The organism is Aeromonas sp. EERV15 (assembly GCF_900079845.1).
Taxonomy (GTDB): domain Bacteria; phylum Pseudomonadota; class Gammaproteobacteria; order Enterobacterales; family Aeromonadaceae; genus Aeromonas; species Aeromonas sobria.
The window spans coordinates 144,562-168,660 of record NZ_FKKY02000004.1 but is presented as its reverse complement, the minus strand read 5'-3'; the positions used below and the strand labels follow the sequence as shown (position 1 = coordinate 168,660).

The following is a 24,099-nucleotide window of genomic DNA, read 5'->3' as shown; positions in this document are numbered from 1 at the left end:
CCCGCGCACCTCATGGTGGGGGCTTAACAGGGCGGGAATCCCCCGCCCTGTCATCAACTTATTAGTAACCGCTGGTGTTGGCCGGCTTGTCGCCGTGCCCCAGTGTTGCCAGCAAGCTGGCGAGCAGGCTGGACGCGCCAAAGCGGAAGGTGCGGGCTGATACCCAGTCGTTGCCGAGGATCTCTTCGGCCATGGCCAGGTACTGACCGGCAACGGCTGCGTCTTTCACGCCACCAGCAGGCTTGAAGCCGACTTTCGGATTCTTGGCCTTGATCACTTCCATCATGATACGCGCCGCTTCCGGGGTCGCATTGACCGGCACCTTGCCGGTGGAGGTCTTGATGAAGTCGGCACCGGCATCGATACAGATTTCGGAAGCGCGACGGATCAGCGCCTCTTCTTTCAGTTTGCCAGTCTCGATGATCACTTTCAGCAGCACCTTGGCGCCACAGGCTTCCTTACACGCTTTGACCAGATCAAAACCGATCTGTTCATTGCCCGCCATGAAGGCACGGTACGGGAATACCACGTCCACTTCGTCGGCACCGTAGGCGACAGCAGCACGGGTTTCGGCCACGGCGATCTCGATGTCGTCGTTGCCGTGGGGGAAGTTGGTCACGGTCGCAATGCGCACGTCGGCAGCGCCGATGTCACGCAGGGTCTTGCGAGCGATAGGAATAAAACGGGGGTAGATGCAGACGGCAGCAGTCAGGCCAGCCGGTGACTTGGCCTTGCGGCACAGGTCGATCACTTTCTGATCGGTGTCGTCATCGTTCAGGGTGGTCAGGTCCATCAGGTTCAGGGCGCGCTGAGCGGCCACATTCAGATCAGTCATTCTATTCTCCAAAGTCTCGATTTAATCCAGATAACCGGCCACCGCCAAGCCATCCAGTGATGGATGCACAGGCAGTAATCCCCAGCTATACGGGAATGGAATTACAGTGCGAAGGCACCGGCACTATCGGATGCTATTCAAAGCATCCCGCAGGCACTGCGACTGTAAATAAGGCAAGAGCCCTGTCACTTTCTTACAAAAGTGCGGACTTGGTTCCATGAAGACTTGAGAAAGGCCGACAACATCTGACCCGACTTCCCAATCAATTCCATTTGACCGCCAACACCCGATTGCATCGAGTATTAGTCATTGCCAGCACCCTGCTGGCAACGCCTATTTCAGCCGAGATACCCCCTGTTTGCAAGCCGGATTTACCAATTTCAGAGGTACCTCACATCTGGCAAATCAGGGACTAAAAAACCTTATGAAAAGAAGCGGGTCAGGATCCAGGAGTAAGCAAGCCCCCCCAGATAGACACCGATGATCCCCATCACTCCCGATAACACGGGTGGTGCCGGGATCGGTAATTTGAGGAAAGAAAACAACAAACCGACAATAAAGCCAGCCACAATCGCCAGTAATACTTCATTCATATAACCTCCGACCCGACTCATTTTATTATCAGTTTAGATAGGAAAACGGTTGTCACCGCCCCATACACCAACGCCACGGCAAATGCCGTGGCGTTGGTGTTTATAGTCTGTCAGTCAGACAGCTATTACATAGCAGACAGTGCCAGGAAGAAGCCTGCGATAGTGGCAGACATCAGGTTGGACAAAGAGCCAGCCAATACGGCTTTCAGACCGAAACGGGCGATGGTGCCGCGGCGGTTCGGTGCCATGGACCCCAGACCACCCAGCAGGATGGCAACAGAGGAGAGGTTGGCAAAACCACACAGAGCAAAGGAGATGATCGCTTTGGTGTGGTCAGACATGGCCGCGCCATTGATCAGCAATTCATCTTTCAGGTATGGAGCAAAGTTCAGGTAAGCCACGAACTCGTTAACCACCACTTTCTGACCGATGAAGGAACCAGCCACGACCGCTTCGTGCCAAGGCACACCGATCAGGAAGGCCAGCGGAGCGAAGAACCAGCCCAGCAGCAGTTCCAGAGACAGCTCTGGCATACCAAACCAGCCACCGACACCGGAGAAAATACCGTTGACCATGGCGATCAGGCCGATGAAGGCCAGCAGCATTGCGCCAACGTTCAGGGCCAGCTGCATACCGGCAGAGGCACCCGCAGCAGCCGCGTCAATCACGTTGGCAGGCTTGTCATCCAGCTCGGCGTTGACTGAGTCGTCGTCATAGTTCGGGGTCTCGGTCTCGGGAACCAGCAACTTGGCGAACAGCAGACCACCCGGAGCGGCCATGAAGGAGGCTGCAATCAGGTACTCCATCTTGACGCCCATGGCGGCGTAACCAACCAATACAGCACCGGCTACAGAAGCCAGACCACCACACATGACAGCGAACAGCTCGGAGTCAGTCATCTTGGCGATATAAGGACGAACCACCAGCGGGGCTTCAGTCTGACCGACGAAGATGTTGGCAGTTGCAGAGAGAGATTCGGTACGGGAGGTGCCCAGTACCTTCTGCAGTGAACCACCCAGCAACTTGATGACCACTTGCATGATGCCCAGGTAATAGAGCACAGCGATCAGCGAAGAGAAGAAGATGATGACGGGCAGGACACGGAAGGCAAAGATAAAACCACCGCCACCGAACACTTCAAACATCTTGTCGCTGACCAGACCACCAAACAGGAAGTCGATACCGAATTTACTGAAAGTCAGCACGCTGGAGACGCCATTAGAGACGGTAACCAGAATATCGCGGCCAACTGGAACATACAGTACAAATGCACCGAGACCGGCTTGCAGCGCAAAGGCGCCTACCACTGTGCGCATGTTGATTGCTTTGCGATTGCTGGAGAACAGTACCGCGATAAGGATGAGGGTGACCATCCCCACCAGACCCATGATTATACTCATTATTATCTTATCCTCTTATGTAGCACCTAGCTTGTTAGTGAAATGTGAACAACAGCCACTAACCAAGGGGTGCGCATTATACTAATTAATGCCCGATAAAATAGAATGCTGGTCACATTTTATCGTTATCAAAATGTCCAAGTGTCACAAAATTAGACAGCAAACGATTTTTACGCTCATTTTTTTTCCTGACAACTTAATCATGTGTTGCGAATTTGTTTCATGACAATTGATCGTGATGGAAAATATGCTGGGCAGTTTCAAATAACACCTTTGCAACATCCGTGGTGGATTCCGTCCGCAACGTCATCAATATTTCCGCTATTTTTGGTAAGGCTTCCGGAGTATTCCGCTCCTCCCGATCACCTTGCAACGGCATATCTGGCGAGTCGGTTTCCAGCACCAATGCCTCAAGCGGCATGGCCCGAAATACCTCTCGTGTCTTGTTCGCGCGCTCAAAACTGATCACCCCACCCACCCCGAGTCGAAAGCCCAGCTGCCAGAAGGCTTCCGCCTGCTGCAACGAACCGCTGAAGGCGTGGATCACCCCACCACGTGGCGGCTTGAAGCGGCGCAACAGCTTGGCCACAGTGTCATTGGCGCGCACCGAGTGGATCATCAGGGGTAACCCGGCATCGGCGGCCAGCCGGATCTGAGCCTCGAACAGCGCAAATTGCCCTTCCTGCGGCACATGAGAGCGCAGGTCCAGCCCACACTCACCAATGGCTACCAGCCCGGCAGGTTGGCTCATCACCAGCGTTCGCAACCGTTCCATCACCCCTTCCCGCTGCTCACCGGCATACCAGGGATGAACGCCCAGACCATAAAAGAGGCCGTCATGCTGATCTGCCAGAGCCATCACACGAGTCCAGTTATCCTCTGCGATGGCAGGAATGATATACTCCGTCACCCCTAATGCTCGGCAGCGGGCTAGCAACGCCTCCCTGTCCTGGTCGAAAACCGGAAAATCGAGATGGCAATGGGTATCTATCAGCTGCATATCACTCAAACCTGTTTGCGGGATTTAATGGGTCATTGAACATGATGAACAATAGAAACAACGGCTTTACTCTGATTGAACTGGTGCTGGTGATCATAGTGCTGGGGATCCTGGCCGTCACCGCCCTGCCCCGCTTTATCAATATCAAGGATGATGCCCTGAAAAGCACTGTCTCGGCGACCGCTGGCAGCTTTGCCAGTGCGGTACAGCTGGCAAATGCCGGCTGGGCGGTGAAAGTGCAGGGGCAAGACCTCGCACTGTATAACTTCAGTGGGATGGGTAACAAAGATCTGGATATCAACCATTATGGTTGGCCGGTGGGGACGAAAGAAGGGGGCCAGGGGGTTGATACCATCTTCCCCGGCGGCAATAGTGAGGAAATTTCTGTCAACAGCGAAGAGGATTGCGATCTGCTATTCGCAGGGCTACTCGATACAGACCAAACGTCCTCAAGACAAAAAGATGGCAAGGGACATTATTATTCAAAAATAATCAGAGTCCCGGGCCAAGTTGAAAATGGACTACGCCACGATAACTGCCGCTATATCCTGCGCGACTCAATGGGTCGCTTCCAGACAGGTTCAGAGTATGAAAACGGCCTCGGCTTTGAATACAACAGCGTTACCGGTGCCGTGACCCGCAATTTTGATTGAGCTCTGCCTCTTCTGCGCAGGTTCGCTCTTTGGTTGAATCATCATAACGACCCGGCGTGCAGCAGCGCCGGTTCTCCTGAGTGAGCCCCCACTCCTCGCACCATGCGTCGTAACGGGCCAGCCAACGTAGCAATACCCCTTTCATCGTCACACCTCCGCCAACAGATTCAGGTCAAAAACCATCCTAATCAGAGTTGGCAAGGGGAGCAAGTCATCCCCATTTTTGCGATCGGGCGAGATAAAAAGAGCCGGTCAGCATGGCTGACCGGCTCTTTAACATTCCCCGAAGAGATGACCCGATGAGCGACAGCTCATCAGCCTCACAGGCTCTTCAGCTTCTCTTCCGGCAGGGCCAGCTCGTCATTGTGGTTAACGCCAACGCCGCGCTCCAGCACATGACGGGCAATGGCATGGGCCTCTTCCAGCGAGTGCATGCTGTAGGTGCCGCACTGATACTCGTTCAGCTCGGGGATTTTGGCCTGATCCTGCACGGTCAGCACGTCGCTCATGGCCGCCTGCCAGGCTGCGCCAACACGGGCTTCGTCCGGAGCGCCGATCAGGCTCATATAGAAGCCGGTACGGCAACCCATGGGGGAGATGTCAATGATCTCCACGCCGTTGCCGTTCAGGTGATCACGCATAAAACCGGCGAACAGGTGCTCCAGCGTATGGATACCACGCTCGGAGAGGATCTCCTGATTCGGTACGCAGAAACGCAGGTCGAACACGGTAATGGTGTCCTTGTTCGGGGTCTGCATGGTCTTGGCCACACGCACCGCTGGCGCTTCCATACGGGTGTGGTCAACGGTAAAACTGTCCAATAACGGCATTTCTGACTCCTGCTTTGGTTACCAGAACCAGCCCCCACGGGAGAGCTGGTCCTTGCATTGACGGTACTGGGCGCCGTAGCGCTGGGCGCGAGCCTCCACCTTGCGAGAGGTCTTCATCAACCACCCCTTGCTGCGATAGCTGCCACGCCGGTAGCCACCCCACCCTTCGTGATAGTTGAGGTACTGGCCATAGGCATCCCACTTGGAGGTGCCATTGAGCCGCTGGGCTTTATTAGTGTACCAACCCATAAAATCGATGGCGTCGGCAAAGTCATCGCGGTCACTCCAGCTGTTGCCGGTTTCCCGCTGGTAATCAGCCCAAGTTTCATCTTTCACCTGAGCATAACCATAAGCCGAACTGGCCCGCCCGGTCGGGATGAAGAGGAAATACTGCATCGGCGGCTGGGCATCATGTACGTAAGAGGACTCCTGATACATCATGGCCATGATCACGTGGATCGGCGTCCCCCACTTCTCGTTCATCTTGAGCGCGGCCTTGTGCCACTCCGGTTTCTCGCGAAAGATCTGGCACAGATTTTCCGGCTGAGCAGGTGGACGGGTACTGCAGGCGGTCAGGCTAATCAACAGGCCCGCAGCCACGAAGAGGCGCATCCATGACATCTGAAGGCTTGTATCTTCGTTCTCTTGATCGTTACGAGGCACATGCATCACATCAAATCGCGTCTTCGTTCTCTTCGCCGGTACGGATACGAATGACGCGCTCCACCTCGCAGACGAAGATCTTGCCATCACCAATCTTGCCGGTGCGAGCGGTATTCTGGATCGCTTCCAGACAGGCATCGAGATCCTCGTCCTGCACCACCAGCTCCACCTTCACTTTCGGCAGGAAGTCGACCATGTATTCGGCACCGCGATAGAGCTCGGTATGGCCCTTCTGGCGGCCGAAGCCTTTGACTTCGGATACGGTCATGCCGTTGATGCCGATCTCGGCCAGGGCCTCGCGCACATCGTCCAGCTTGAACGGTTTGATGATGGCTTCAATCTTCTTCATGGTGACTCCTTACCAGTTCTGTTTGCCGAACCCGGATGTAATGGGGTAACGGCGATCCTTACCAAAGTTGCGAGCCGTAATACGGGGCCCGACCGCCGCCTGACGGCGCTTGTATTCGTTGAGATCCACTAGGCGGATCACCTTGCGCACCACCGCCTCCTCGAAGCCTTCAGCCACCATGTCGGCGACCGAGGCATCCTCTTCCACATAGCGCTTGAGGATCGCATCGAGGATGTCGTAAGGGGGCAGGCTGTCCTGATCCACTTGATCAGGCGCCAGCTCCGCTGAAGGGGGACGGTCGATAACCCGCTGCGGGATCACGTAGTCGACCGAGTTGCGATATTCGCACAATTTGAAGACCAGCGTCTTGGGCACATCTTTCAACACGTCAAAACCGCCCGCCATGTCACCGTACAGCGTGGCATAGCCGACCGCCATTTCGCTCTTGTTGCCGGTGGTCAGCACGATGCGACGACGCTTGTTGGAGAGCGCCATCAGCAGCACACCGCGGCAGCGGGCCTGCAGGTTCTCTTCGGTAGTATCGCGGGCGGTGCCTTCAAACAACGGCGCCAGCTGGGTCATAAACCCTTCGAACATCGGCTCAATGGAGATGATGTTGAACTCAACCCCCATCCGTTCGGCCTGCTCCTTGGCATCTTCCACGCTCATCTGGGCGGTATAGCGGAACGGCATCATCACCGCCTGCACCTTGTCGGCCCCGATGGCGTCAGCAGCGATTGCCAAGGTCAGGGCTGAGTCGATCCCGCCGGAGAGGCCCAGCACAGCACCGTGGAAACCGTTCTTGGTCACGTAATCGCGTACTGCCAGTACCAGCGCCTGATAGGTCTCGGCCAACGGCTCCAGCGGCGCCGCAGGTTCCCGCTTTTTCACCGGCTGACCATCGGCAAAACGCACCAGCGCCAGCTCTTCGGCAAACGGTGCCAGTTTGTGGGTCAGCTCGCCCTGGCTGTTGAACACCTTGGAGCAGCCGTCGAAAATCAGCTCATCCTGACCGCATACCTGATTGAGGTAGACCAGCGGCAGACCGGTCTGATCGCAGCGCTCAGCCATCAGCTCGCGGCGGATCCAGGGTTTCTCCTGATCGTAAGGCGACGCATTGATGGTGAGCAGCAACTCTGCCCCAGCCGCCTTGGCGGCCAGCGCCGGGCCAGGCTGCCACAAATCTTCGCAGATCAGCAGCCCCAGCTGGTGACCGCGGAACGGCACCACGCAGGTCTCAGTGGCAGCAGTGAAGTAGCGCTTCTCGTCAAATACGCCGTAGTTGGGCAAGTCCTGCTTGAAGTAACGGGCAATCAGCTTGCCCTGCTCATAGAGGGACGCCGCATTGTAGAGCGCCTCCCCTTCACGCCAGGGATGCCCCACCAAAATGGCACAGTTGCCCTGCCATGCGGCAATGCGAGCCAACGCGGCATCAACCCGGATCATCAGATCGGCACGCAGCAACAGATCTTCCGGTGGATAGCCGGTCAGGGCCAGCTCGGAGCAGACCAGCAGGTCTGCGCCTTGCTGCTCGGCTTGAGCCGCCGCAGCGAGCACTTTGTCAGTGTTATCTTCGATGGCGCCTACCGTCAGATTCAACTGGGCAAGCATCAGAGAGAGGGCTTTTGCCATGGCGATGCATCTTGAATTCGAAAATGATGGGGAATGATAAAGAAAAGGGGGGCAATCTGCCAGTTCAAGACAGGCGTAACCGTGTGACAGCAACCTGCGGGAAGGATAAGCTGTAGATAGTCACGGAACGACAGGCCTTCGCAGATATGAAAAACGCCGGATTTACCCTGATGGAGTTGATGATAGCCATTGCGCTGGGCGTCATTCTGTTGGGGATTGGTATTCCTTCCCTCTCTAACCTGCTTGGCAGCAATAATTTGGCGGCCCAGGAAAAAAGCCTTCTCAACCACTTAAACTATGCCAGACAACAGGCTATCTCTAACCAGCAAACGGTTACTCTCTGCCTGACCACTATCAATAATTCTGTAGAAGAGTGCGTTACTGCCAATCAAAATGGAGCGACCCGGCTGCTCTCTTTTATCGATACTAATAGCGATCAGAAGCTCAATGGCAGCGAAACAACTCTGACGGCAAGTCCCGAGTTTCCTGCAGAACTGGCCATTTCTGCAGATGCACAGGCGCTTCGCTTCACCCCTGATGGCACCATTACGTCTGATAGCGAGGTCATCTTTTCACTCTGTGTAAGCGGTGAAAAGGGCATTGAGATTGCAGTTATGCCTGCCGGGCGCGCCCATAGCCAGGCAAGTGGTGCTGTATGTCCATGACCTGCGTTAACTACCGCGAAACACACACGAGCACAAAAGGATCCATTTCAATCCAATAGCTATGCTTAGAGTCTCCTTTGAACAAGGACTCATACGCTATGGCACGAAATGGATTTACCCTGCTTGAGTTTTTAATATCTGCAAGCCTGACAACCATCCTGCTGACCTTGGGACTGCCATCATTGGCAAATCTGCTGACATCTACCGACAGCGACATCTACACAAGAAACCTGCAGGACCACCTGATCTTCGGCCAACGGCAAGCCATCACACAACAGCAACCCGTCACAGCATGTCTTGCCATGCCTGTCAGAAACTCCACAAAAGAAGGCTGTGTACTCGCAAATCAAACCGGCGCCCAGCGCATGCTTGTCTTTATCGACACCAATCAGGATCGCCAACTCAATGTTGCAAGTGGCGATATCTTGCTATCAGCAACAGAACCCTTTCTTGAGAAACATACCGTCACGGCCAATCGACAATTTGTACGCTTTAGCCCGGATGGCACAGCCATAGGCACCAACATGACACTCCGGTTTTGCATCGACCAAGCATCACGAGTCGATATTATCGTCTCACCATCAGGGCGAAGCCGGAGCGAAAAAAAGGGGCTGAGTTGTTCTTAGCCCCCTTTGCCCGACGCCATCACCAAACCTATCTGGGTTGAATGTCGTCTTGTTTTTTTGCAGCAGCCAGCGAAAAGGTTGCCGCCAGGGGTACGCACTCGATCACCTCTATCACCGGGCGCACCACACCATCAATCTCATAACCCGTTAATTTAAAAACCCGGTCCAGATTTGCCTTGCTGGTATCAGCAACCGGCTGCTGCAACACCATCTGCACGCCACCTTCCAGAGTGACATAACATTTTATGTCTTCAGTTTGAGCCTGTACCAACAAGGGTAAGCTCACCAGCCAGAGCAGTATGCGTTTCATCCCTGCTCTCCTTCATAGAGATAGATTTTCTTGGGAGACATATCCATTTTGGCCTCCTCGGCCCCCTGTGAACATTCACCTTCAGCGGTACAGCGCTCCGGTTTTCCTTCTATGAGGATGACCTCCTTGCCCGGCGCACCGCCGATGATCCTGATCCGGCCATCATCCCCACCATGAATAACCAGATCATCAGCAACCTTATTTTGCACCTCTACGTAACGCTGAATAACTTCCTGTTTGTTGCTATCAAGAACATATTTGAACGAAGTGCCATAGTGCATATCAATCATATACTGGCGCATGGCACCGATAGATTGAATGGTACATTGCTGGAAATCCTGTACCTGAGGCAGGAAAGAAGTGAAGTAGAGCTTGCCTTGTAACACCAAGCCAGCCCCCATTGATTTTTCACCGCTTTCACTGAGCCAGAATTTCCACCCTTGTTTGCTGGTAAGAGCCTTGGTTGTATTAACGATTTGCTCTTCATTCAAACCGGTAAATGGGTCACTGGTCACATCATAGAGGTCGTTCAATGTGATAGTTGATGGCACTGATGGCTCAGAGGTACCGCCAAACAAGCTCGGACTGACATTGTAATCACGGAGCATCACATAAACATTATTGGTGATGGCTTCTGAGGAGGGGCGATTACGATCACCACTACCAATCAGCACGGCGTCAAACGGGCGCTCACTGTAGAGATAATTTGTCCCATCATATTTCCAGCCTTTATTGATGGTGCGCACCAATACTGGTTGAGTAAAGAAACGGCGATCATCTTCCAGCTTCTTGGCAGTACCAGTTAAATGGGCATTGCCAAGACTGGCAAACTTGATCGCCGTCCACTTGGATTTTTCTGTCCCCTTCATGTCGATGCGCCAGATCTGACCGCCGGTATCACCTGCATAAACCCGGTCAGAGACACCATCTCCATCGCTGTCCAGCACAGAGACAGCGCCTGGCATGCTATAAACCATGCCTGCAACCTGTTTGTTGGTTGCACTGGCCGCATCCGTGGTAAAGCTAAACAACAGCGTGCCGGCCTCAGCATCCACGATATAAATACCCAACCCTTCGCTGTCTTCAGCCCCCTGGCCCAAATAGCTCTTGGCCTGATCATAACCTCCAGAGAATATCAGGACCGGCTTATAGGTTTTTTTACCATTGGTTTCTGTGTAATAACCGGGAATAAACGCAACCTCGGGGATCGACCAGGTCTCGCCCAGTTTGCTGAAACCGGCGCTGTTTTTATCCAACCGCCACATAAGCGAAGGGGAATCCGGATTGGATATATTCAAAGCATAATAGGCCTTACCACCACCCCGCAGCCCGGTAAATAACCACACCTTGTCACCTTGTGACGACTTGATATGACCATCTTTGACATACTCATTAACCAGCACAGTGGGCGATGAATCTACACCATATAGATGAACCGACGAATCTAGGTTTTCTCGCAGTGCTTTCTGATTAGCGATGAATTGATAAGGCATGGCCGCCCAGCTTTCATCAACCGTGTTGACGCTGTCTTTAAACATATGCAAGAAGCCGGCATTACTTCCCATCACAATGCGCAAGTCAGGTGTACATGTAGTCTGTCCTGTCGACTTTGTACAACCGTAGTTGATCACTAATGGCCGTGAATGCAACGGGTCACCAAGAATATGCTCCCGATTATCTGTTCTATCACCATCCTGATTCTCATCAAACGCATCAATCCCCTTGGTCCAATTAAGCAGGTCATCCATGCTATCAGCACTATCCAGCTTCATGACAGTGCGTAGCTGCGTCGCCCCGCCAGCAATGCCCTCAAGAGCAGACTTGCTAAAGGAAGTTAATGTATTAGAGGAAGGGGGAATAATATAAAGATTGCGATTGGTTTTAGCTGCCAGCATCTCCTGTACCCCACCCTCGGCAACCTTGTTACCATCAGTGGTGGATGACCAATAGGTTTTTGCTGACTCAAGAATTGTTCCGTCACTGGAAATCGCAGGTAATCCTATCTGAGATTTTCCATTCTCATCTTCATATAGAGTACTGTCTACCACGTAACCTTTCTCAGGTGCCAGCACCAGCTTTTTCAAATTTCCCTTCCATCGCGGGCCAGCTCCCGGTTCAAACATAGCGTAGTAGATATTATTAAGACTGCGAGTGCGGTCAAAGTTATTGGTGGCAATCGCGGGAGAGACCAGCGAGGTATTCATTTTCAAGATGGCTAGCAATGAAGATTTTAATGCCTCATTTAACTGAGTTGCATCTGTGGCGGGATAATATTTTCCGCCACCACGATCGGCGGTTTTTTTCAACAACTCTCCAGCACCGTTAATCGCATCATCACCAAACCCAACGGTAAAGGTAGTGACCGTCTGCTTACCAGCTGCAGATGTATTGACATCATTGTTTTTCATATAACCAGCAAGTGCAGCAAGGTAACTTTTTTCTTTACCTGTCCCATATCCAACCGTGCCACTATAACCAGGCTTATTAGGATCAGTTGAGCTGTTGAGCAATCCCGCTACCAAACTATCCGCAGCAGCATCATACGTTGGGGCACCATCAGTCATATAAATGACATAGCCATTATTAGAGCACTTATCGTATGGCGACTTATATTTAATAGCCGTGGAAATTTCGGCATTAGGATCACGCTGAGGATTGCGACTCGCATCATCATCACCAAAGTAGATATCAAGCCCGCCAAAGTAACGATATGCCTCGTACATGGTTTCACAGAGAGGCGTCCATGTCTCCGCCGAAAGGCTATTTGATTTATCAATAAGATCTTGCGAACCTGTTTTGCCGCCAGCCAAGATGGCATCATTACCCATAATGTGCCTAATGATACGACCACCATTTTTATTGGTACTGCCGTTACCATCATTTTGGTTAAACACCGCAAGGCCAAAGTCTACCGCTGGCGTAGAGCGAACCAACTCCCTCAGCGCCTGTTTGGCTACATTTAGTCTCGATGTGGTAATAGTGGATGGTGCATGATACCAACGCAAATAGTTGGCGGTATATATGGTCAGCACTTCTGTTCCACCCGTATTCGGGGCGACAGGAGTAGCACTATCAACCCATGGAATATTAATATTAGTGTTGTTTGATCTATTTACAGGGTAACCTTTAGTAGTTCCTGAGACAGACTGATATGAGCCGGTAAAACCGCTATTATCATTGTTTTTTGCTGAAATATCCTGTTGACAATCCACTATATTGGTTGTGTTGGACGCATAGTTCTTTAATGGCTTCCACTCCCCTTTTCTTTTAGCTCCAGTGCCAGACACATCATAATTCCAATAGACAGATGAGAATAGTCCAATTTGGTTAAGAGGCTCCCGAGATGTGGCACAAGCATTTTTACTCGTTGAGAACCGTCTGGTATTGTTACTATCTAACGTTTGAGGGGGAGTTCCATTTGTTGAGTAATAGAGAAAACTGTTACTCCCATCATCATATGCCAATCTTGGATAAGGAAATTCAGGGTCATACTCTTCCTTTCCTAGCAAAGTTGTTTCGCCCATACTTCCTGAATTATCGAATATAAATAGAACCTTTGGCCGAAAATCCCCCGCTTTAGCAAAATCATAAATAAACAATTCGGTATCATCGGAATAACCTGTCCCTACTGCTAAAGATGTCCCGGATATTCCGCAACACAATACCAGCAAGCTTGTAAACAAACAGTTCCTTATGTTCATTACTGGCTCCCTAATTGGCACTGAGCAAGGGTTGTTCTACCCCGGCAGTAAAGGTCATTTGGCTATTCACCTTGCCATAAGCACTGGATGTGGTGGCCTCCGCATAACGACAGGCCGGCGTCACATTCTGGCTACTGGCTTCAAATTTCCGCTTGCATACACTTTCGGTGTTGATTGTGAGGGTCGTGGTTGGGGTTATTGTGCCAATTGCCGCTGAAACACCTATCGCCTGCGTTGCAATTTGTGCTGACAGACCCGCCTCTCCCAATGCTGATTCCAAGGTGCCTTCAACCTCGTGTTCCGCTCGCTGCAGAGTGGCACCGGAACCGGCCATTTTCAGGCTCATACCACTAGACTGCATGACCACCACAGCAATCAAGGTCAAGGGAACCAGAATGACCAGCGCGACTATCAACGCAATACCCTGCTGTTGTTGAAACGATCTCATGTTCCACTCCGGGTAACAATTTGCTGGTTACGCAATGCAATACTGCTTTCCAACAGCAGGCGGCGATAGCCATCGCTATTGCCTTTGATTGGTGGCAGATTACCAAGTTGATAGGTATTGTTATTTTTGTAACGTGCTGATTCTTTCGCTGCTCTGATTAATATAAAAAGCCGAACACCTAATACACGCCCTTCATTCCAACGCTGGGCGGTCATCTGGTCTGCTGACATATATCTATCAATACGCCCATCGGGGATCACTGAATCATCGACGCCGAGCATCAACACCATATGTTCCACCCCTTCAGCCATTGCGCCACCGATCAGGGAAGATCCACCATCGGCGGTCAGATAGCGCTTGCGCAGCACCGGAACGCCATTATCTTGTGACAAATAATAGATATAGTGCTGATATTCCCAGATCTGGCTCTCATTATTGGCACCAAAGAGTGGTCGGGTTTCACTCCCCTTGATGACCCTCGCCTCCTGACTATTGGCTGCCATATAAAAGCGGTTTGCATCCAATCCCTCTGATGCTGGTATAGGACGCCCTACCAATCGCTTGATACTAATAACATCCGAGTTTGCCACTCGGTCAGCTTCCTTAATACAGGTGAGCCCCTCCAGCGATTTGGTGGCCGAGACCCGACTCACCCACAACCCTCTGGCGGGGCCAGCATTTGATGGCAAGCTTCCAACGTTACGTTCATCCAAGCAGTCATCATCGTCATCAATTACGATGTCATTTCTTAAGGAGGGGCCTACCTCGGTCGATTGACCTGTATAGGCACCAAAGAAACCTGCCCATTTGATATCCTGGCTAATCAGTCGAATAGCCAGTCGACCATTTTCCTGTAATTCACTCTGATCAAATGCATCTTCAGAGCTTGAGCGAGACATTACAAAGACCGAAAAAACTCCCGCCAATAAGAACAGTCCCATCGTCATGGCGATAAGCAATTCAAACAGAGTAAATCCATGAGATTTCATAAGGTTGTCGTCAAAATAAACTGACGCCTCGCTGCATCGATTGTTTTAGATAACTGACACTCATTGATCAGCGTCACTGCCGCAGCGGCAGCCCCCCCATCAGATATCTCTTGTTTGCCAGCCCAGAATATCCCGACCGCCAGCACATTATTGGCCCGCCGCACCACGCAGCCTATAGGTGAATTCAAGGAAGATGCCGCACCCGAAACACTGGCCCCAAGCAAGGCTTGTTGCCAGTAGTGAAGGTCGGCATTACGTAAATCTGCAGCACTGCAATTACTGATAGTGCCATCTTCCGATGCGCAAGTCGGTCGAGTTAAATTAGAGGCAAGACCTACCGCTGCAGAGCTTTCTTCACTCCAGCTGTCCCTGTTGATCCGCACCCGCTCGACCATATCGTTAGCCAGCCAGCTGGCGATGGTACGCTGGCGAGCTTCATAACTGGCAAATTTGGAATGGGTTTGCAAGGCAACCAGACCGAGCAGCCCCAGCGACAGGATCACCGCAGTGATCATCACTTCTAATAGGCTAAATCCGGCAGATGAAATAATCGATGATTTCATATTCACTCCCAACACCCATCAACTTTATTACCAACCTTATCTTCGGCATCTTTTTCTTTTTGCTTATTTCCTTGATTAATCATTAATTTAAAACAGCGACTATCAGCCTCCTGAGCTCCCGAGGCGGTTGCTGTCAAAGTAAAGTTAGGGCTAGGGACTCCTGCGGAAATACTAATCTCTAAGCTATAACGGGCATCGGGCTCAAGCACGATGCCTAAGTAGGTAATCGACGAAGCGTACTGATTGAAATCCATAAAATAGGTTTCCTGCCGATTGGCGGCATCCAGCAGCATTTTTTTGGCTTCGACACGATGACTGGTCAGCACATATTGCTGATAAGAGGGGTAAGCGATGGTGCCGAGAATCGCCACAATAGCGACGACAATCATCAGCTCAATAAGAGAAAAACCACGAGAGTATCCAATCATATCCCATCCTTGGTGACTGACTGCGAGATAAGTTTAACGCCGAGCCTGTCACTAGAACAAACCCGGCGTCATCATCATTGCACTTTATTCTTAAGCCTTCCTGGCTGCACTCAAATTATTCTAAGTTCGGGAGGAACCTCAAATACCACATTCTCTTCACGACCTGGATGCTCGGCCACCGCTTTGCCACCCAGCTCACGCAAACGGGCGATAACCTGCTGTACCAACACATCTGGTGCAGAAGCCCCGGCCGTCACGCCGATGGCGTTAATGCCGGTGAGCCAAGCAGCCTCAATCATGGTGGCATCATCGATAAGATAGGCTGTAGTACCCACCTTCTCGGCCAGCTCCCGCAGCCGGTTAGAGTTGGATGAGTTGCGTGACCCAACCACCAGCATCACATCCACCAGCCCAGCCATCTCCCGCACCGCATCCTGACGGTTCTGGGTGGCGTAGCAGATGTCATCCTTGCGCGGCCCCTGGATCTTGGGGAAGTGCTGGCGCAGCGCATCGATGACGTCCGAGGTCTCATCCACGCTCAGGGTGGTTTGAGTGACAAAGCAGAGATCATCCGGATTCTTCACCTTGAGCTTGGCCACATCTTCCGGTGTCTCCACCAGATACATGCCGCCTTCGCGATTCTCGTACTGCCCCATGGTGCCGATCACTTCAGGGTGACCGGCGTGACCGATAAGCACAGCCTCGGAGCCCTTGCGGCTGGCGCGATGGACCTCCATATGTACCTTGGTCACCAGCGGACAGGTGGCATCGAATACCTTGAGGGCACGGGACTTGGCCATCTCGCGCACCGACTTGGCCACACCGTGAGCGGAGAAGATGACGATACTGTCGTCCGGCACCTCATCGAGCTCCTCGACGAAGACCGCCCCCGCATCCTTCAACTTGTTCACCACATAGCGGTTATGTACCACTTCGTGACGGACATAGATGGGGGCACCGAACTTCTCCAGCGCGCTCTCGACAATGCTGATGGCACGATCAACTCCAGCGCAGAAACCACGAGGGTTAGCGAGCAGAATATCCATTAGTGCACCTTCTCCTCGTCATCAACGCTCAGGATCTCCACCTCGAAGGTGACGGTATGCCCGGCTAGCGGGTGGTTGAAATCGACCGTCACCGACATCCCTGCCACCGCCCGGATGATACCGGGCAGCTCGCTGCCATTGGGCTGGTCGAACAGTATGATGGTACCGACTTTTGGCTCCACATCGGCGCCAAATTTTGCACGGTCGAGATGGTAGATGTTGTCGGGATTGGCGAGGCCAAACGCCTGCTCGGGCGCCAACGTAAAGCTCTTGCTCTCCCCTTCGCACAGGCCCAGCAGGCACTGCTCGAAGGTGGGCGTCAGGCTACCATCCCCCATCCGCAAACGGGCTGGTTTGCCCTGCAGCGCAGTGCTGTCGGCCACAGATCCATCTTCCAGCTTGATGGAGAAGTGAAACAGCACGCTGCTGTTGGCTGTAATCTCAGCGGCGATAGGCTGACTCATGCCACCTCCTTCTTCTCGGAGCGGAAGCCTTCCAGCACTATCATGGCAGCCCCGATAAAGATGAAGCTGTCAGCCAGATTGAACGCTGGCCAGTGGGAACGCTGCCAATAAAAGTCTAGGAAATCAACCACATGGCCCAGCACCAACCGATCAAAGACGTTACCAAGGGCGCCACCGATGATCAGGGAATAGGCGATGCCGCTCCAACGCTGGGTCACCGACTGCTTGCGCAGCCAGTGGATCAGCAGACCACAGATGGCAAACGCCAGCACCGCGAAGAACCAGCGCTGCCAGCCTCCCTGATCAGCCAGAAAGCTGAATGCAGCGCCCTTGTTGTAGACATGGACCAGATTGAAAAAGGGGGTGATCTCCACCCCCGGGTAACCAAATGGCAGCAACTTGACCACGGCGAGCTTGCTCGCCTGGTCCAGTACAAAGGCCAGCAGCGCCAGCCACAGCCAACGCAGGCCGGTTTTGTTATGCATCGCGTTGTGAGTCATGTTCATCAGGCAAATTGACGAGTTTCGCCGTCACCCTCAACGTTGGTCACACAGCGACCGCAGATCTCTTCGTGACCGGCGATGGTGCCCACGTCTTCCACATGGTGCCAGCAGCGGTCGCACTTGGCGGCAGCAGACTGGGCGACGCAGAGCCACAGGTCATCACGCTCGGTCGCCACAGAGCCCTCAGGCGCAGTGTCAGCCACCACCACCTTGGCCTTGGAAGTGAGCAGCACGAAGCGCAGCTCATCGGCCAAGGCGTTCAGGCGCGCAGCCAGCTCCGGTTTGGCGAACAAGGTCAACTCGGCCTGCAGGGAGCCACCGATACGCTTCTCGCCACGGGCTACTTCCAGCGCCTTGTTCACTTCACCGCGTACAGTGAGGATCTCGGCCCAGAAATCGTCGTTGAGGGTTTCACCCGCAGCCAACCCGAACAGGCCGTCATACCACTCTTCGGTGAAGACGAACTCGCCGCGCTCACCCGGCAGCAGTGCCCAGATCTCGTCAGCGGTGAAGCTCATGATCGGTGCCATCCAGCGCACCATGGCCTCAACGATGTGATAAAGGGCAGTCTGACAGGAGCGACGGGCCAGGCTGTCAGCCTTGGCGGTGTACTGACGATCCTTGATCACATCCAGATAGAAGGAGCCCATCTCGATGGAGCAGAACTGCATCAGCTTCTGGGTCACGCCGTGGAAGTTGTACTCGTCGAATGCCGCCATGATCTCGGCCTGCACCGCTTTAGCACGACCCACAGCCCAGCGATCCACCACTACCATGTCGGCAGGCGCCACCATGTCGGTCGCCGGATTGAAGCCGTTCAGGTTGGCCAGCAGGAAGCGGGCGGTGTTGCGGATGCGACGATAGGCATCGGCAGAGCGTTTGAGGATCTCGTCAGAGACGGTCATCTCGCCGGTGTAGTCAGTGCTCGCTACCCACAGACGCAGGATATCGGCACCCAGCTTGTTCATCACGTCCTGCGGGCTGACCACGTTACCGATGGACTTGGACATCTTGCGACCCTGGCCATCCACGGTGAAGCCGTGGGTCAGCACCTGGTTGTAAGGAGCCTTGTTTTTCATCGCCACGCCGATCATCAGGGAGGACATGAACCAGCCACGGTGCTGGTCAGAACCTTCCAGATAGAGATCTGCTGACTTGCCGTTGAACTCGGGACGAGCATCCACCACGGAGGAGTGAGTGGAACCTGAGTCGAACCAGACGTCCAGGGTGTCAGGTACCTTGTCGTACATGTCGGCATCGCTGCCCAGCAGCTCGGCCTTGTCCAGATCCCACCATGCCTGGATCCCGGACTGCTCGACTCGCTTGGCCACCTCAAACATCAGGCGCACGGATTCGGGGTGCAACGCCTGAGTATCTTTGTGAACAAACAGCGAAATAGGCACGCCCCAGGTACGCTGACGGGAAATACACCAATCCGGGCGGTTCTCGACCATCGCCTGGATACGGTTTTTACCCCAAGCCGGAACCCAACCACTTTGCTTGAGCTCGCTGTTGAGGCCATCGGTCTCGATACGCTCGATCTCTTCCAGCGCGCGCTGGCGCAGACCTTTCTGCTCCATGCTGATGAACCACTGCGGAGTGGCACGGAAGATGATCGGGGTCTTGTGGCGCCAGCAGTGCGGGTAGGAGTGGTTGAATACCTTGTGATGCAGCAGAGCACCGCGCTCGGTCAGCACCTCGACCACTGAGGCGTTGGCCTTGAATACATGCTGGCCGGCAAACAGTTCGGTATCCGGCAGATAAACGCCGTTGCTGCCAACCGGGTTAGCCACTTCCAGACCGTACTTCTGGCCAACCACGAAGTCTTCCTGACCATGGCCAGGGGCGGTGTGCACGGCGCCGGTACCGGCATCCAGGGTGACGTGGTCACCCAGCACCACCGGCACATCGAAGCTGTAGAAGGGGTGGTTGAAGCGCAGCAGCTCAAGCGCAGCACCCTTGGCATAACCCAGGTTATGGAAGCGCTCGATACCGGCACGATCCATCACATCCTTGACCAGTTCAGCGGCCAGGATCAGACGCTCCGGCTGCTCCCCTTCGACCTGCACCAGCGCATAGTCGAGATCGGCGTGCATGGCAATGGCACGGTTGGCTGGCAGGGTCCACGGGGTAGTGGTCCAGATCACTGCAGAGATCGGGCCCTTGCCGTTGTGGCCTTCGGCGCAATCAAATTTGGCGGCCACGGTCGCCTCGTCAACGGCTTTGAAGCGCACATCGATGGAGGGGGAGTTCTTGTCGTAGTACTCCACTTCGGCCTCAGCCAGCGCAGAGCCACAGTCGGTACACCAGTGCACCGGCTTGGAGCCTTTGTGCAGGTGGCCATTTTCAACGATCTTGGCCATGGAGCGGATGATGTTGGCTTCGGTACCAAAATCCATGGTCAGGTAGGGGTTGTCCCAGTCACCCAGCACACCCAGACGGATGAAGTCGGTCTTCTGCGCGTCGATCTGGGTCTTGGCGTACTTGCGGCACTCGGCGCGAAATTCGGCAGCGGAGACTTTCACACCTGGCTTGCCGACCATGCCTTCTACTTTCAGCTCGATGGGCAGACCGTGGCAATCCCAACCCGGTACATAGGGGGAGTCGAAACCGGAGAGGCCCTTGGACTTGATGATGATGTCTTTGAGGATCTTGTTGACCGAGTGACCGATGTGAATATTGCCGTTCGCATAGGGGGGGCCGTCATGCAAAATGAAAGAAGGCTTGCCCGCTTTGGCGCGGCGAATAGCGCCGTAGAGATCCTGATCGTACCAACGTTTCAGCATGTTGGGTTCGCGCTTGGCCAGATCGCCACGCATCGGAAACTCGGTTTCCGGCAGATTCAGGGTGTGTTTATAGTCGCTCATCAGTCCTGGGTTCCCTTCTTTTCTAAAAGAGTGCTGGGTAAATTGAATTGTGGCAGCCCGAACCAGGCTCGGGCTGCCAGGGCATCTCGTTCGATCTGCTCTTTCAAGGCAGTGAAAGAGGCAAACTTCTGCTCTTCGCGCAGCTTGTGGCGAAGCAGCACCTTGACCTGTTGACCATATAGATCACCAGAAAAATCAAATAGATGTACTTCCAATCTGGCTTGTGTACCGCTCAAGGTCGGCCGTACACCCACATTGGCTACACCGGGGAAGGTCTTGCCGGAACATATCACTTCCACCGCAAACACGCCACCGACCGGGATCACCTGGCGCTTGAGGGCCAGATTGGCGGTGGGAAAACCTATGGTGCGCCCCAGCTTGTCGCCGTGGGCCACCCGGCCGCTGATGGTATAGGGGCGGCCGAGCATCAGCTCCACTTCCGCCATCCGGCCCGCTTTGAGCGCCTCGCGTACGAGTGTGCTGCTGACCCGTTGCCGTTCGAGCTGGAAGCTCTGGGTACTGATCACCTCGAACCCGAAGCGATGACCCGCCTCCTCCAGCAGGTGGAAGTCCCCTTGCCGCCCCTTGCCGAAACGAAAATCGTCGCCGACCACCAGATAGCGCACCCCGAGCGTCTCCACCAACAACTGCTCGATGAAGGTCGAGGCAGCCTGCTCGGCAAAGCGCTGGCTAAAACGCACGCAGAGCAGCCGGTCAATATCCAGCCCTTGCAGTGCTTCGTACTTCTCTCGCAACCGGCTAAGGCGAGCTGGCGCATCACTACCGGCGAACAGCTCCAGCGGCTGCGGTTCGAACAACATGACACAGGCAGGTAATCCCAGTCGGGCCGCTTTCGCCTTGAGACGTGCCAATACCGCATGGTGACCCTGATGAACCCCATCAAAGTTGCCAATGGTCAATACACATCCCCGGTGGCGGGGTTTGAGATTGTGAATGCCGCGAATAAGCTCCATCAGTGCCTTGTGCGTTGCTGCCATGGAAATCGGCGGATTATATAACAGGCAGCAGGCAGGGTCAGCCCTCATGGTCCTATTTCAGCTATCTGGAGCAAATCGCGCGCACCAGTGACACATTCCCGCATCGCCCCCAGGGCCACCGCTACTGCTGACCAGCTTTAAGATGTCGTGGTCTAACCCCCAGCACCAGCAGCACAGCGGCATAGAGCCCAGCACCCAGCACCAGCAGCATGGTCAGCTGCAAACTGGCCTTGCCCATGCTCCACGCCCCCCACTGGGCGAGATCCGGCGACAGATAGGCAAGCAGCCCCCCCATCAATACCGTCGCTACCAGCAACTTGAGACAGAACACCCCGGTATTGCGGGAAGGACGGTAAACATCTTGCTGATACAACCCCTTGAATAGCAGTGCCGCATTCAGGGTACCGGAGCAGGCGGTCGAGAGCGCCAGCCCCACATAACCGAGCGGAAAGATGAATGCGATGTTGCACACCATGTTGGCGATCATCGACATCACCCCGATCCGCACCGGCGTTCGGGTATCCTGACGGGCGTAATAGCCCGGTGCCAGCACCTTGATTAGCATCAGGGAGAGCAGACCTGTGGTGGACGCCAGCAAGCTGGCGCTGGACATGGCAACCTCATGCATGCCGAACTCACCGCGCATGAACAGCACCCGCAAAATGGGCTCGCGCAGCACCGCGATGCCGACCATGGCAGGCAATCCAAGCAACATCACCATCCGCACGCCCCAATCCATGGTGCGGGAGAAGTCGGCCGGGTCAGCATCCACATGCTTCTTGGCCAGCGCAGGCAGGATCACGGTACTGATCGCCACCGCAAACAGGCCGAGGGGAAACTCCAGCAGGCGATCCGAGTAATAGAGATAGCTGATGGCGCCGGTGGCGAGGAAGGAAGCCAGCATGGTGTTGATCAGCAAGTTGATCTGACTGACCGAGACGCCAAACAGCGCCGGGATCATCAGGGTGCGAATTTTCACCACCCCGGGGTGATGCCAGCCCCACTTGGGCCATACCAGCATGTTGATCTGGCGCAGGAAGGGATACTGGAACAGGAACTGCACCAGACCACCCAGAAAGACACCGATGGCGAGGGCTATCTCTGGCCGATCCATCAGGGGCGCGATCCACCAGGCTGCCGCAATCATGGTGAGATTGAGAAACACCGGCGTGAACGAGGAGACCCCGAAGCGGCCGAAAGTGTTGAGAATGGCCCCCGCCATGGCGGTAAAGGTGATGAACCAGAGATAGGGGAAAGTAATTTTGAGCATCAGGCTGGCCAGCTCGAACTTCTCGGCCGCTGGCCCGCCATGCAGCCAGTCCCAGAACCAACCCCAGCCAAACAGTGCGGTCAGCACACCCGAACCCAGCACCCCGAGCAGGGTGACCACCGTCACTATGCCCCCCAGCGTACCCGCCACCGCGGCCAGCAATTCACGCACTTCGCGCTCGTCGCCATTTTTCTTGTACTCCGTCATCACGGGGACAAATGCCTGGTTGAAAGCACCTTCAGCGAACAATCGGCGCAAAAAGTTGGGGATGCGATTGGCAAAGAAGAAGACATCGGCGGCCACACCTGCACCGAGCAGATTGGCGATGACAACATCACGAACCAAGCCCATTACACGGGACACCAGGGTCATTCCGGACACTATCATGCCGGATTTGATCAATTTCTTACTCAAGACGAGGCCTCTGGAACTGTCAGAATGAAAAGAATGCTGCTAGAATCGGCCGACAGTTTAACCGCCTCCCAACTGACACACCACCGGGAGGCGGTGTTTATTTGCACAAATCATTTGACATTATGTGGTTGAGAAGGCATATTTCCGGGCCTTTTCAATACACTCGCTAAGACAGTTTTAGGAGTTTTACCTTGGCTAACATCAAATCTGCTAAGAAGCGCGCGATTCAGTCAGAGAAACGTCGTCAACACAACGCCAGCCGTCGTTCAATGACCCGTACCTATCTGAAGAAAGTAATTGCTGCAATCGCTTCTGGCGACAAAGCTGCTGCCGTAGCTGCTTTTGCTACCGCTCAGCCGATCATGGATCGCATGGCTACTAAAGGCCTGATCCACAAGAACAAAGCTGCTCGTCACAAGAGCCGCCTGTCTGCCCAGATCAAAGCTATGGCTTAATCAGCCTCGGCTGACTTACGCTAAAAAAACCGGCCTTCGTGCCGGTTTTTTATTTATCTGCGCTGCAATAAAGTCGATGCAGCAAACTGATTACCTCACGCACCTCATGGCTGCGCAGCGAATAGTAGACCGTCTGGGCCTCTTTACGCGTCGTCACCAGCTCATCCCGCCGCAGCAATGCCAGATGCTGTGACAAGGCAGACTGACTCAATCCCAACCGCTCGTTGAGCTCCCCCACCGACAACTCCCGCTCCAGCAATTGGCACAAGATAAACAGCCGCCGTTCATTGGCCAGCGCCTTGAGCAAGGCCACCGCTTGACTCGCATTGGCCTCCATCTCTTCAAGTTGCATCACATCTCTCCTCTGCCGCTTATCGTCAATGATACGTGCTGACGC

General features: G+C 54.1%; 25 protein-coding genes. 4 read left to right on the top strand and 21 right to left on the bottom strand.

What is annotated here, in order from left to right; genetic code table 11:
* Positions 1 to 61 precede the first annotated feature (61 nt).
* The 4 genes from deoC to BN4575_RS05150 form a co-directional block, all read right to left on the bottom strand.
* Positions 62 to 835 carry a deoxyribose-phosphate aldolase gene (gene deoC, locus BN4575_RS05165; protein ID WP_068977403.1) on the bottom strand — a complete coding sequence of 258 codons (774 nt, stop codon included), beginning with the start codon at positions 833 to 835 and terminating at the stop codon, positions 62 to 64.
* A 422-nt stretch (positions 836 to 1,257) separates the two neighbouring features.
* Positions 1,258 to 1,428, bottom strand: a complete 171-nt coding sequence (locus BN4575_RS05160; RefSeq protein WP_042024325.1) for a XapX domain-containing protein — start codon at positions 1,426 to 1,428, stop codon at positions 1,258 to 1,260.
* Between the two features lie 125 nt (positions 1,429 to 1,553).
* A complete protein-coding gene (locus BN4575_RS05155) occupies positions 1,554 to 2,828 on the bottom strand; it encodes a NupC/NupG family nucleoside CNT transporter (protein ID WP_068977402.1) in 1,275 nt (424 codons plus the stop codon).
* A gap of 220 nt (positions 2,829 to 3,048) precedes the next feature.
* A complete protein-coding gene (locus BN4575_RS05150; RefSeq protein ID WP_068977401.1) occupies positions 3,049 to 3,828 on the bottom strand; it encodes a TatD family hydrolase in 780 nt (259 codons plus the stop codon).
* Positions 3,829 to 3,869: 41 nt separating this feature from the next.
* On the opposite strand from BN4575_RS05150, the gene BN4575_RS05145 reads away from it, so the two are divergent.
* A complete protein-coding gene (locus BN4575_RS05145; protein ID WP_068977400.1) occupies positions 3,870 to 4,481 on the top strand; it encodes a type II secretion system protein in 612 nt (203 codons plus the stop codon).
* Positions 4,482 to 4,801: 320 nt separating this feature from the next.
* On the opposite strand, the gene luxS is transcribed toward BN4575_RS05145, so the two are convergent.
* The 4 genes from luxS to BN4575_RS05125 all read right to left on the bottom strand — a co-directional run bounded on the left by luxS (position 4,802) and on the right by BN4575_RS05125 (position 7,955).
* Entirely contained in the window at positions 4,802 to 5,311 is a 510-nt protein-coding gene (luxS, locus tag BN4575_RS05140) for an S-ribosylhomocysteine lyase (protein ID WP_042038845.1), read from the bottom strand.
* 18 nt (positions 5,312 to 5,329) lie between these two features.
* Positions 5,330 to 5,923 carry a transglycosylase SLT domain-containing protein gene (locus BN4575_RS05135; protein ID WP_305087844.1) on the bottom strand — a complete coding sequence of 198 codons (594 nt, stop codon included), beginning with the start codon at positions 5,921 to 5,923 and terminating at the stop codon, positions 5,330 to 5,332.
* A gap of 61 nt (positions 5,924 to 5,984) precedes the next feature.
* Positions 5,985 to 6,323 carry a nitrogen regulatory protein P-II gene (gene glnB, locus BN4575_RS05130; RefSeq protein WP_005308848.1) on the bottom strand — a complete coding sequence of 113 codons (339 nt, stop codon included), beginning with the start codon at positions 6,321 to 6,323 and terminating at the stop codon, positions 5,985 to 5,987.
* A 9-nt stretch (positions 6,324 to 6,332) separates the two neighbouring features.
* Positions 6,333 to 7,955, bottom strand: a complete 1,623-nt coding sequence (locus BN4575_RS05125) for an NAD+ synthase (protein WP_068977398.1) — start codon at positions 7,953 to 7,955, stop codon at positions 6,333 to 6,335.
* Between the two features lie 146 nt (positions 7,956 to 8,101).
* Here BN4575_RS05125 and BN4575_RS05120 point away from each other — a divergent pair, with 146 nt between their 5' ends.
* Both BN4575_RS05120 and BN4575_RS05115 read left to right on the top strand, forming a co-directional pair.
* The gene (locus BN4575_RS05120) at positions 8,102 to 8,620 is read left to right on the top strand and encodes a GspH/FimT family pseudopilin (protein ID WP_068977397.1); all 519 of its coding nucleotides are present in this window, start codon (positions 8,102 to 8,104) and stop codon (positions 8,618 to 8,620) included.
* A 98-nt stretch (positions 8,621 to 8,718) separates the two neighbouring features.
* Complete coding sequence (locus tag BN4575_RS05115) at positions 8,719 to 9,246, top strand: GspH/FimT family protein (protein ID WP_068977396.1); 528 nt, start codon at positions 8,719 to 8,721, stop codon at positions 9,244 to 9,246.
* 28 nt (positions 9,247 to 9,274) lie between these two features.
* Here BN4575_RS05115 and tapY2 read toward each other — a convergent pair whose 3' ends face one another.
* The 12 genes from tapY2 to murJ all read right to left on the bottom strand — a co-directional run bounded on the left by tapY2 (position 9,275) and on the right by murJ (position 23,247).
* Positions 9,275 to 9,556, bottom strand: coding sequence for a type IVa secretion system protein TapY2 (gene tapY2, locus BN4575_RS05110; RefSeq protein ID WP_068977395.1), 282 nt, complete (start codon positions 9,554 to 9,556; stop codon positions 9,275 to 9,277).
* Positions 9,553 to 13,257 carry a pilus assembly protein gene (locus BN4575_RS05105; protein ID WP_068977394.1) on the bottom strand — a complete coding sequence of 1,235 codons (3,705 nt, stop codon included), beginning with the start codon at positions 13,255 to 13,257 and terminating at the stop codon, positions 9,553 to 9,555. Before BN4575_RS05105 ends, tapY2 begins: the two co-directional genes overlap by 4 nt.
* A gap of 10 nt (positions 13,258 to 13,267) precedes the next feature.
* Complete coding sequence (gene tppD, locus BN4575_RS05100; protein ID WP_068977393.1) at positions 13,268 to 13,705, bottom strand: type IVa pilus pseudopilin TppD; 438 nt, start codon at positions 13,703 to 13,705, stop codon at positions 13,268 to 13,270.
* Positions 13,702 to 14,694 carry a PilW family protein gene (locus BN4575_RS05095; RefSeq protein ID WP_083220993.1) on the bottom strand — a complete coding sequence of 331 codons (993 nt, stop codon included), beginning with the start codon at positions 14,692 to 14,694 and terminating at the stop codon, positions 13,702 to 13,704. The genes tppD and BN4575_RS05095 overlap by 4 nt, the downstream gene beginning before the upstream one ends.
* Complete coding sequence (pilV, locus tag BN4575_RS05090; protein ID WP_068977392.1) at positions 14,691 to 15,257, bottom strand: type IV pilus modification protein PilV; 567 nt, start codon at positions 15,255 to 15,257, stop codon at positions 14,691 to 14,693. The genes BN4575_RS05095 and pilV overlap by 4 nt, the downstream gene beginning before the upstream one ends.
* A 2-nt stretch (positions 15,258 to 15,259) precedes the next feature.
* The gene (locus BN4575_RS22425; protein WP_068977391.1) at positions 15,260 to 15,685 is read right to left on the bottom strand and encodes a type IV pilin protein; all 426 of its coding nucleotides are present in this window, start codon (positions 15,683 to 15,685) and stop codon (positions 15,260 to 15,262) included.
* Positions 15,686 to 15,795: 110 nt separating this feature from the next.
* Positions 15,796 to 16,731, bottom strand: a complete 936-nt coding sequence (ispH, locus tag BN4575_RS05080) for a 4-hydroxy-3-methylbut-2-enyl diphosphate reductase (RefSeq protein WP_068977390.1) — start codon at positions 16,729 to 16,731, stop codon at positions 15,796 to 15,798.
* On the bottom strand, positions 16,731 to 17,183 hold the full coding sequence (gene fkpB, locus BN4575_RS05075) for an FKBP-type peptidyl-prolyl cis-trans isomerase (RefSeq protein WP_176716418.1): 453 nt from the start codon (positions 17,181 to 17,183) through the stop codon (positions 16,731 to 16,733). Before fkpB ends, ispH begins: the two co-directional genes overlap by 1 nt.
* An 8-nt stretch (positions 17,184 to 17,191) precedes the next feature.
* Positions 17,192 to 17,701: a signal peptidase II gene (gene lspA / locus BN4575_RS05070; protein ID WP_068977388.1), complete on the bottom strand. Its 510-nt coding sequence runs from the start codon at positions 17,699 to 17,701 to the stop codon at positions 17,192 to 17,194.
* Positions 17,701 to 20,565 (bottom strand): isoleucine--tRNA ligase, encoded by a 2,865-nt coding sequence (ileS, locus tag BN4575_RS05065; RefSeq protein ID WP_068977387.1) that lies wholly within the window; start codon positions 20,563 to 20,565, stop codon positions 17,701 to 17,703. Before ileS ends, lspA begins: the two co-directional genes overlap by 1 nt.
* Positions 20,565 to 21,539 (bottom strand): bifunctional riboflavin kinase/FAD synthetase, encoded by a 975-nt coding sequence (ribF, locus tag BN4575_RS05060; RefSeq protein WP_068977386.1) that lies wholly within the window; start codon positions 21,537 to 21,539, stop codon positions 20,565 to 20,567. The genes ileS and ribF overlap by 1 nt, the downstream gene beginning before the upstream one ends.
* Before the next feature lie 145 nt (positions 21,540 to 21,684).
* Entirely contained in the window at positions 21,685 to 23,247 is a 1,563-nt protein-coding gene (gene murJ, locus BN4575_RS05055; RefSeq protein ID WP_068977385.1) for a murein biosynthesis integral membrane protein MurJ, read from the bottom strand.
* A 191-nt stretch (positions 23,248 to 23,438) separates the two neighbouring features.
* Here murJ and rpsT point away from each other — a divergent pair, with 191 nt between their 5' ends.
* Positions 23,439 to 23,702, top strand: coding sequence for a 30S ribosomal protein S20 (gene rpsT / locus BN4575_RS05050; protein ID WP_005892298.1), 264 nt, complete (start codon positions 23,439 to 23,441; stop codon positions 23,700 to 23,702).
* A gap of 49 nt (positions 23,703 to 23,751) precedes the next feature.
* On the opposite strand, the gene BN4575_RS05045 is transcribed toward rpsT, so the two are convergent.
* Positions 23,752 to 24,054 carry an ArsR/SmtB family transcription factor gene (locus BN4575_RS05045; protein ID WP_068977384.1) on the bottom strand — a complete coding sequence of 101 codons (303 nt, stop codon included), beginning with the start codon at positions 24,052 to 24,054 and terminating at the stop codon, positions 23,752 to 23,754.
* Positions 24,055 to 24,099 lie beyond the last annotated feature (45 nt).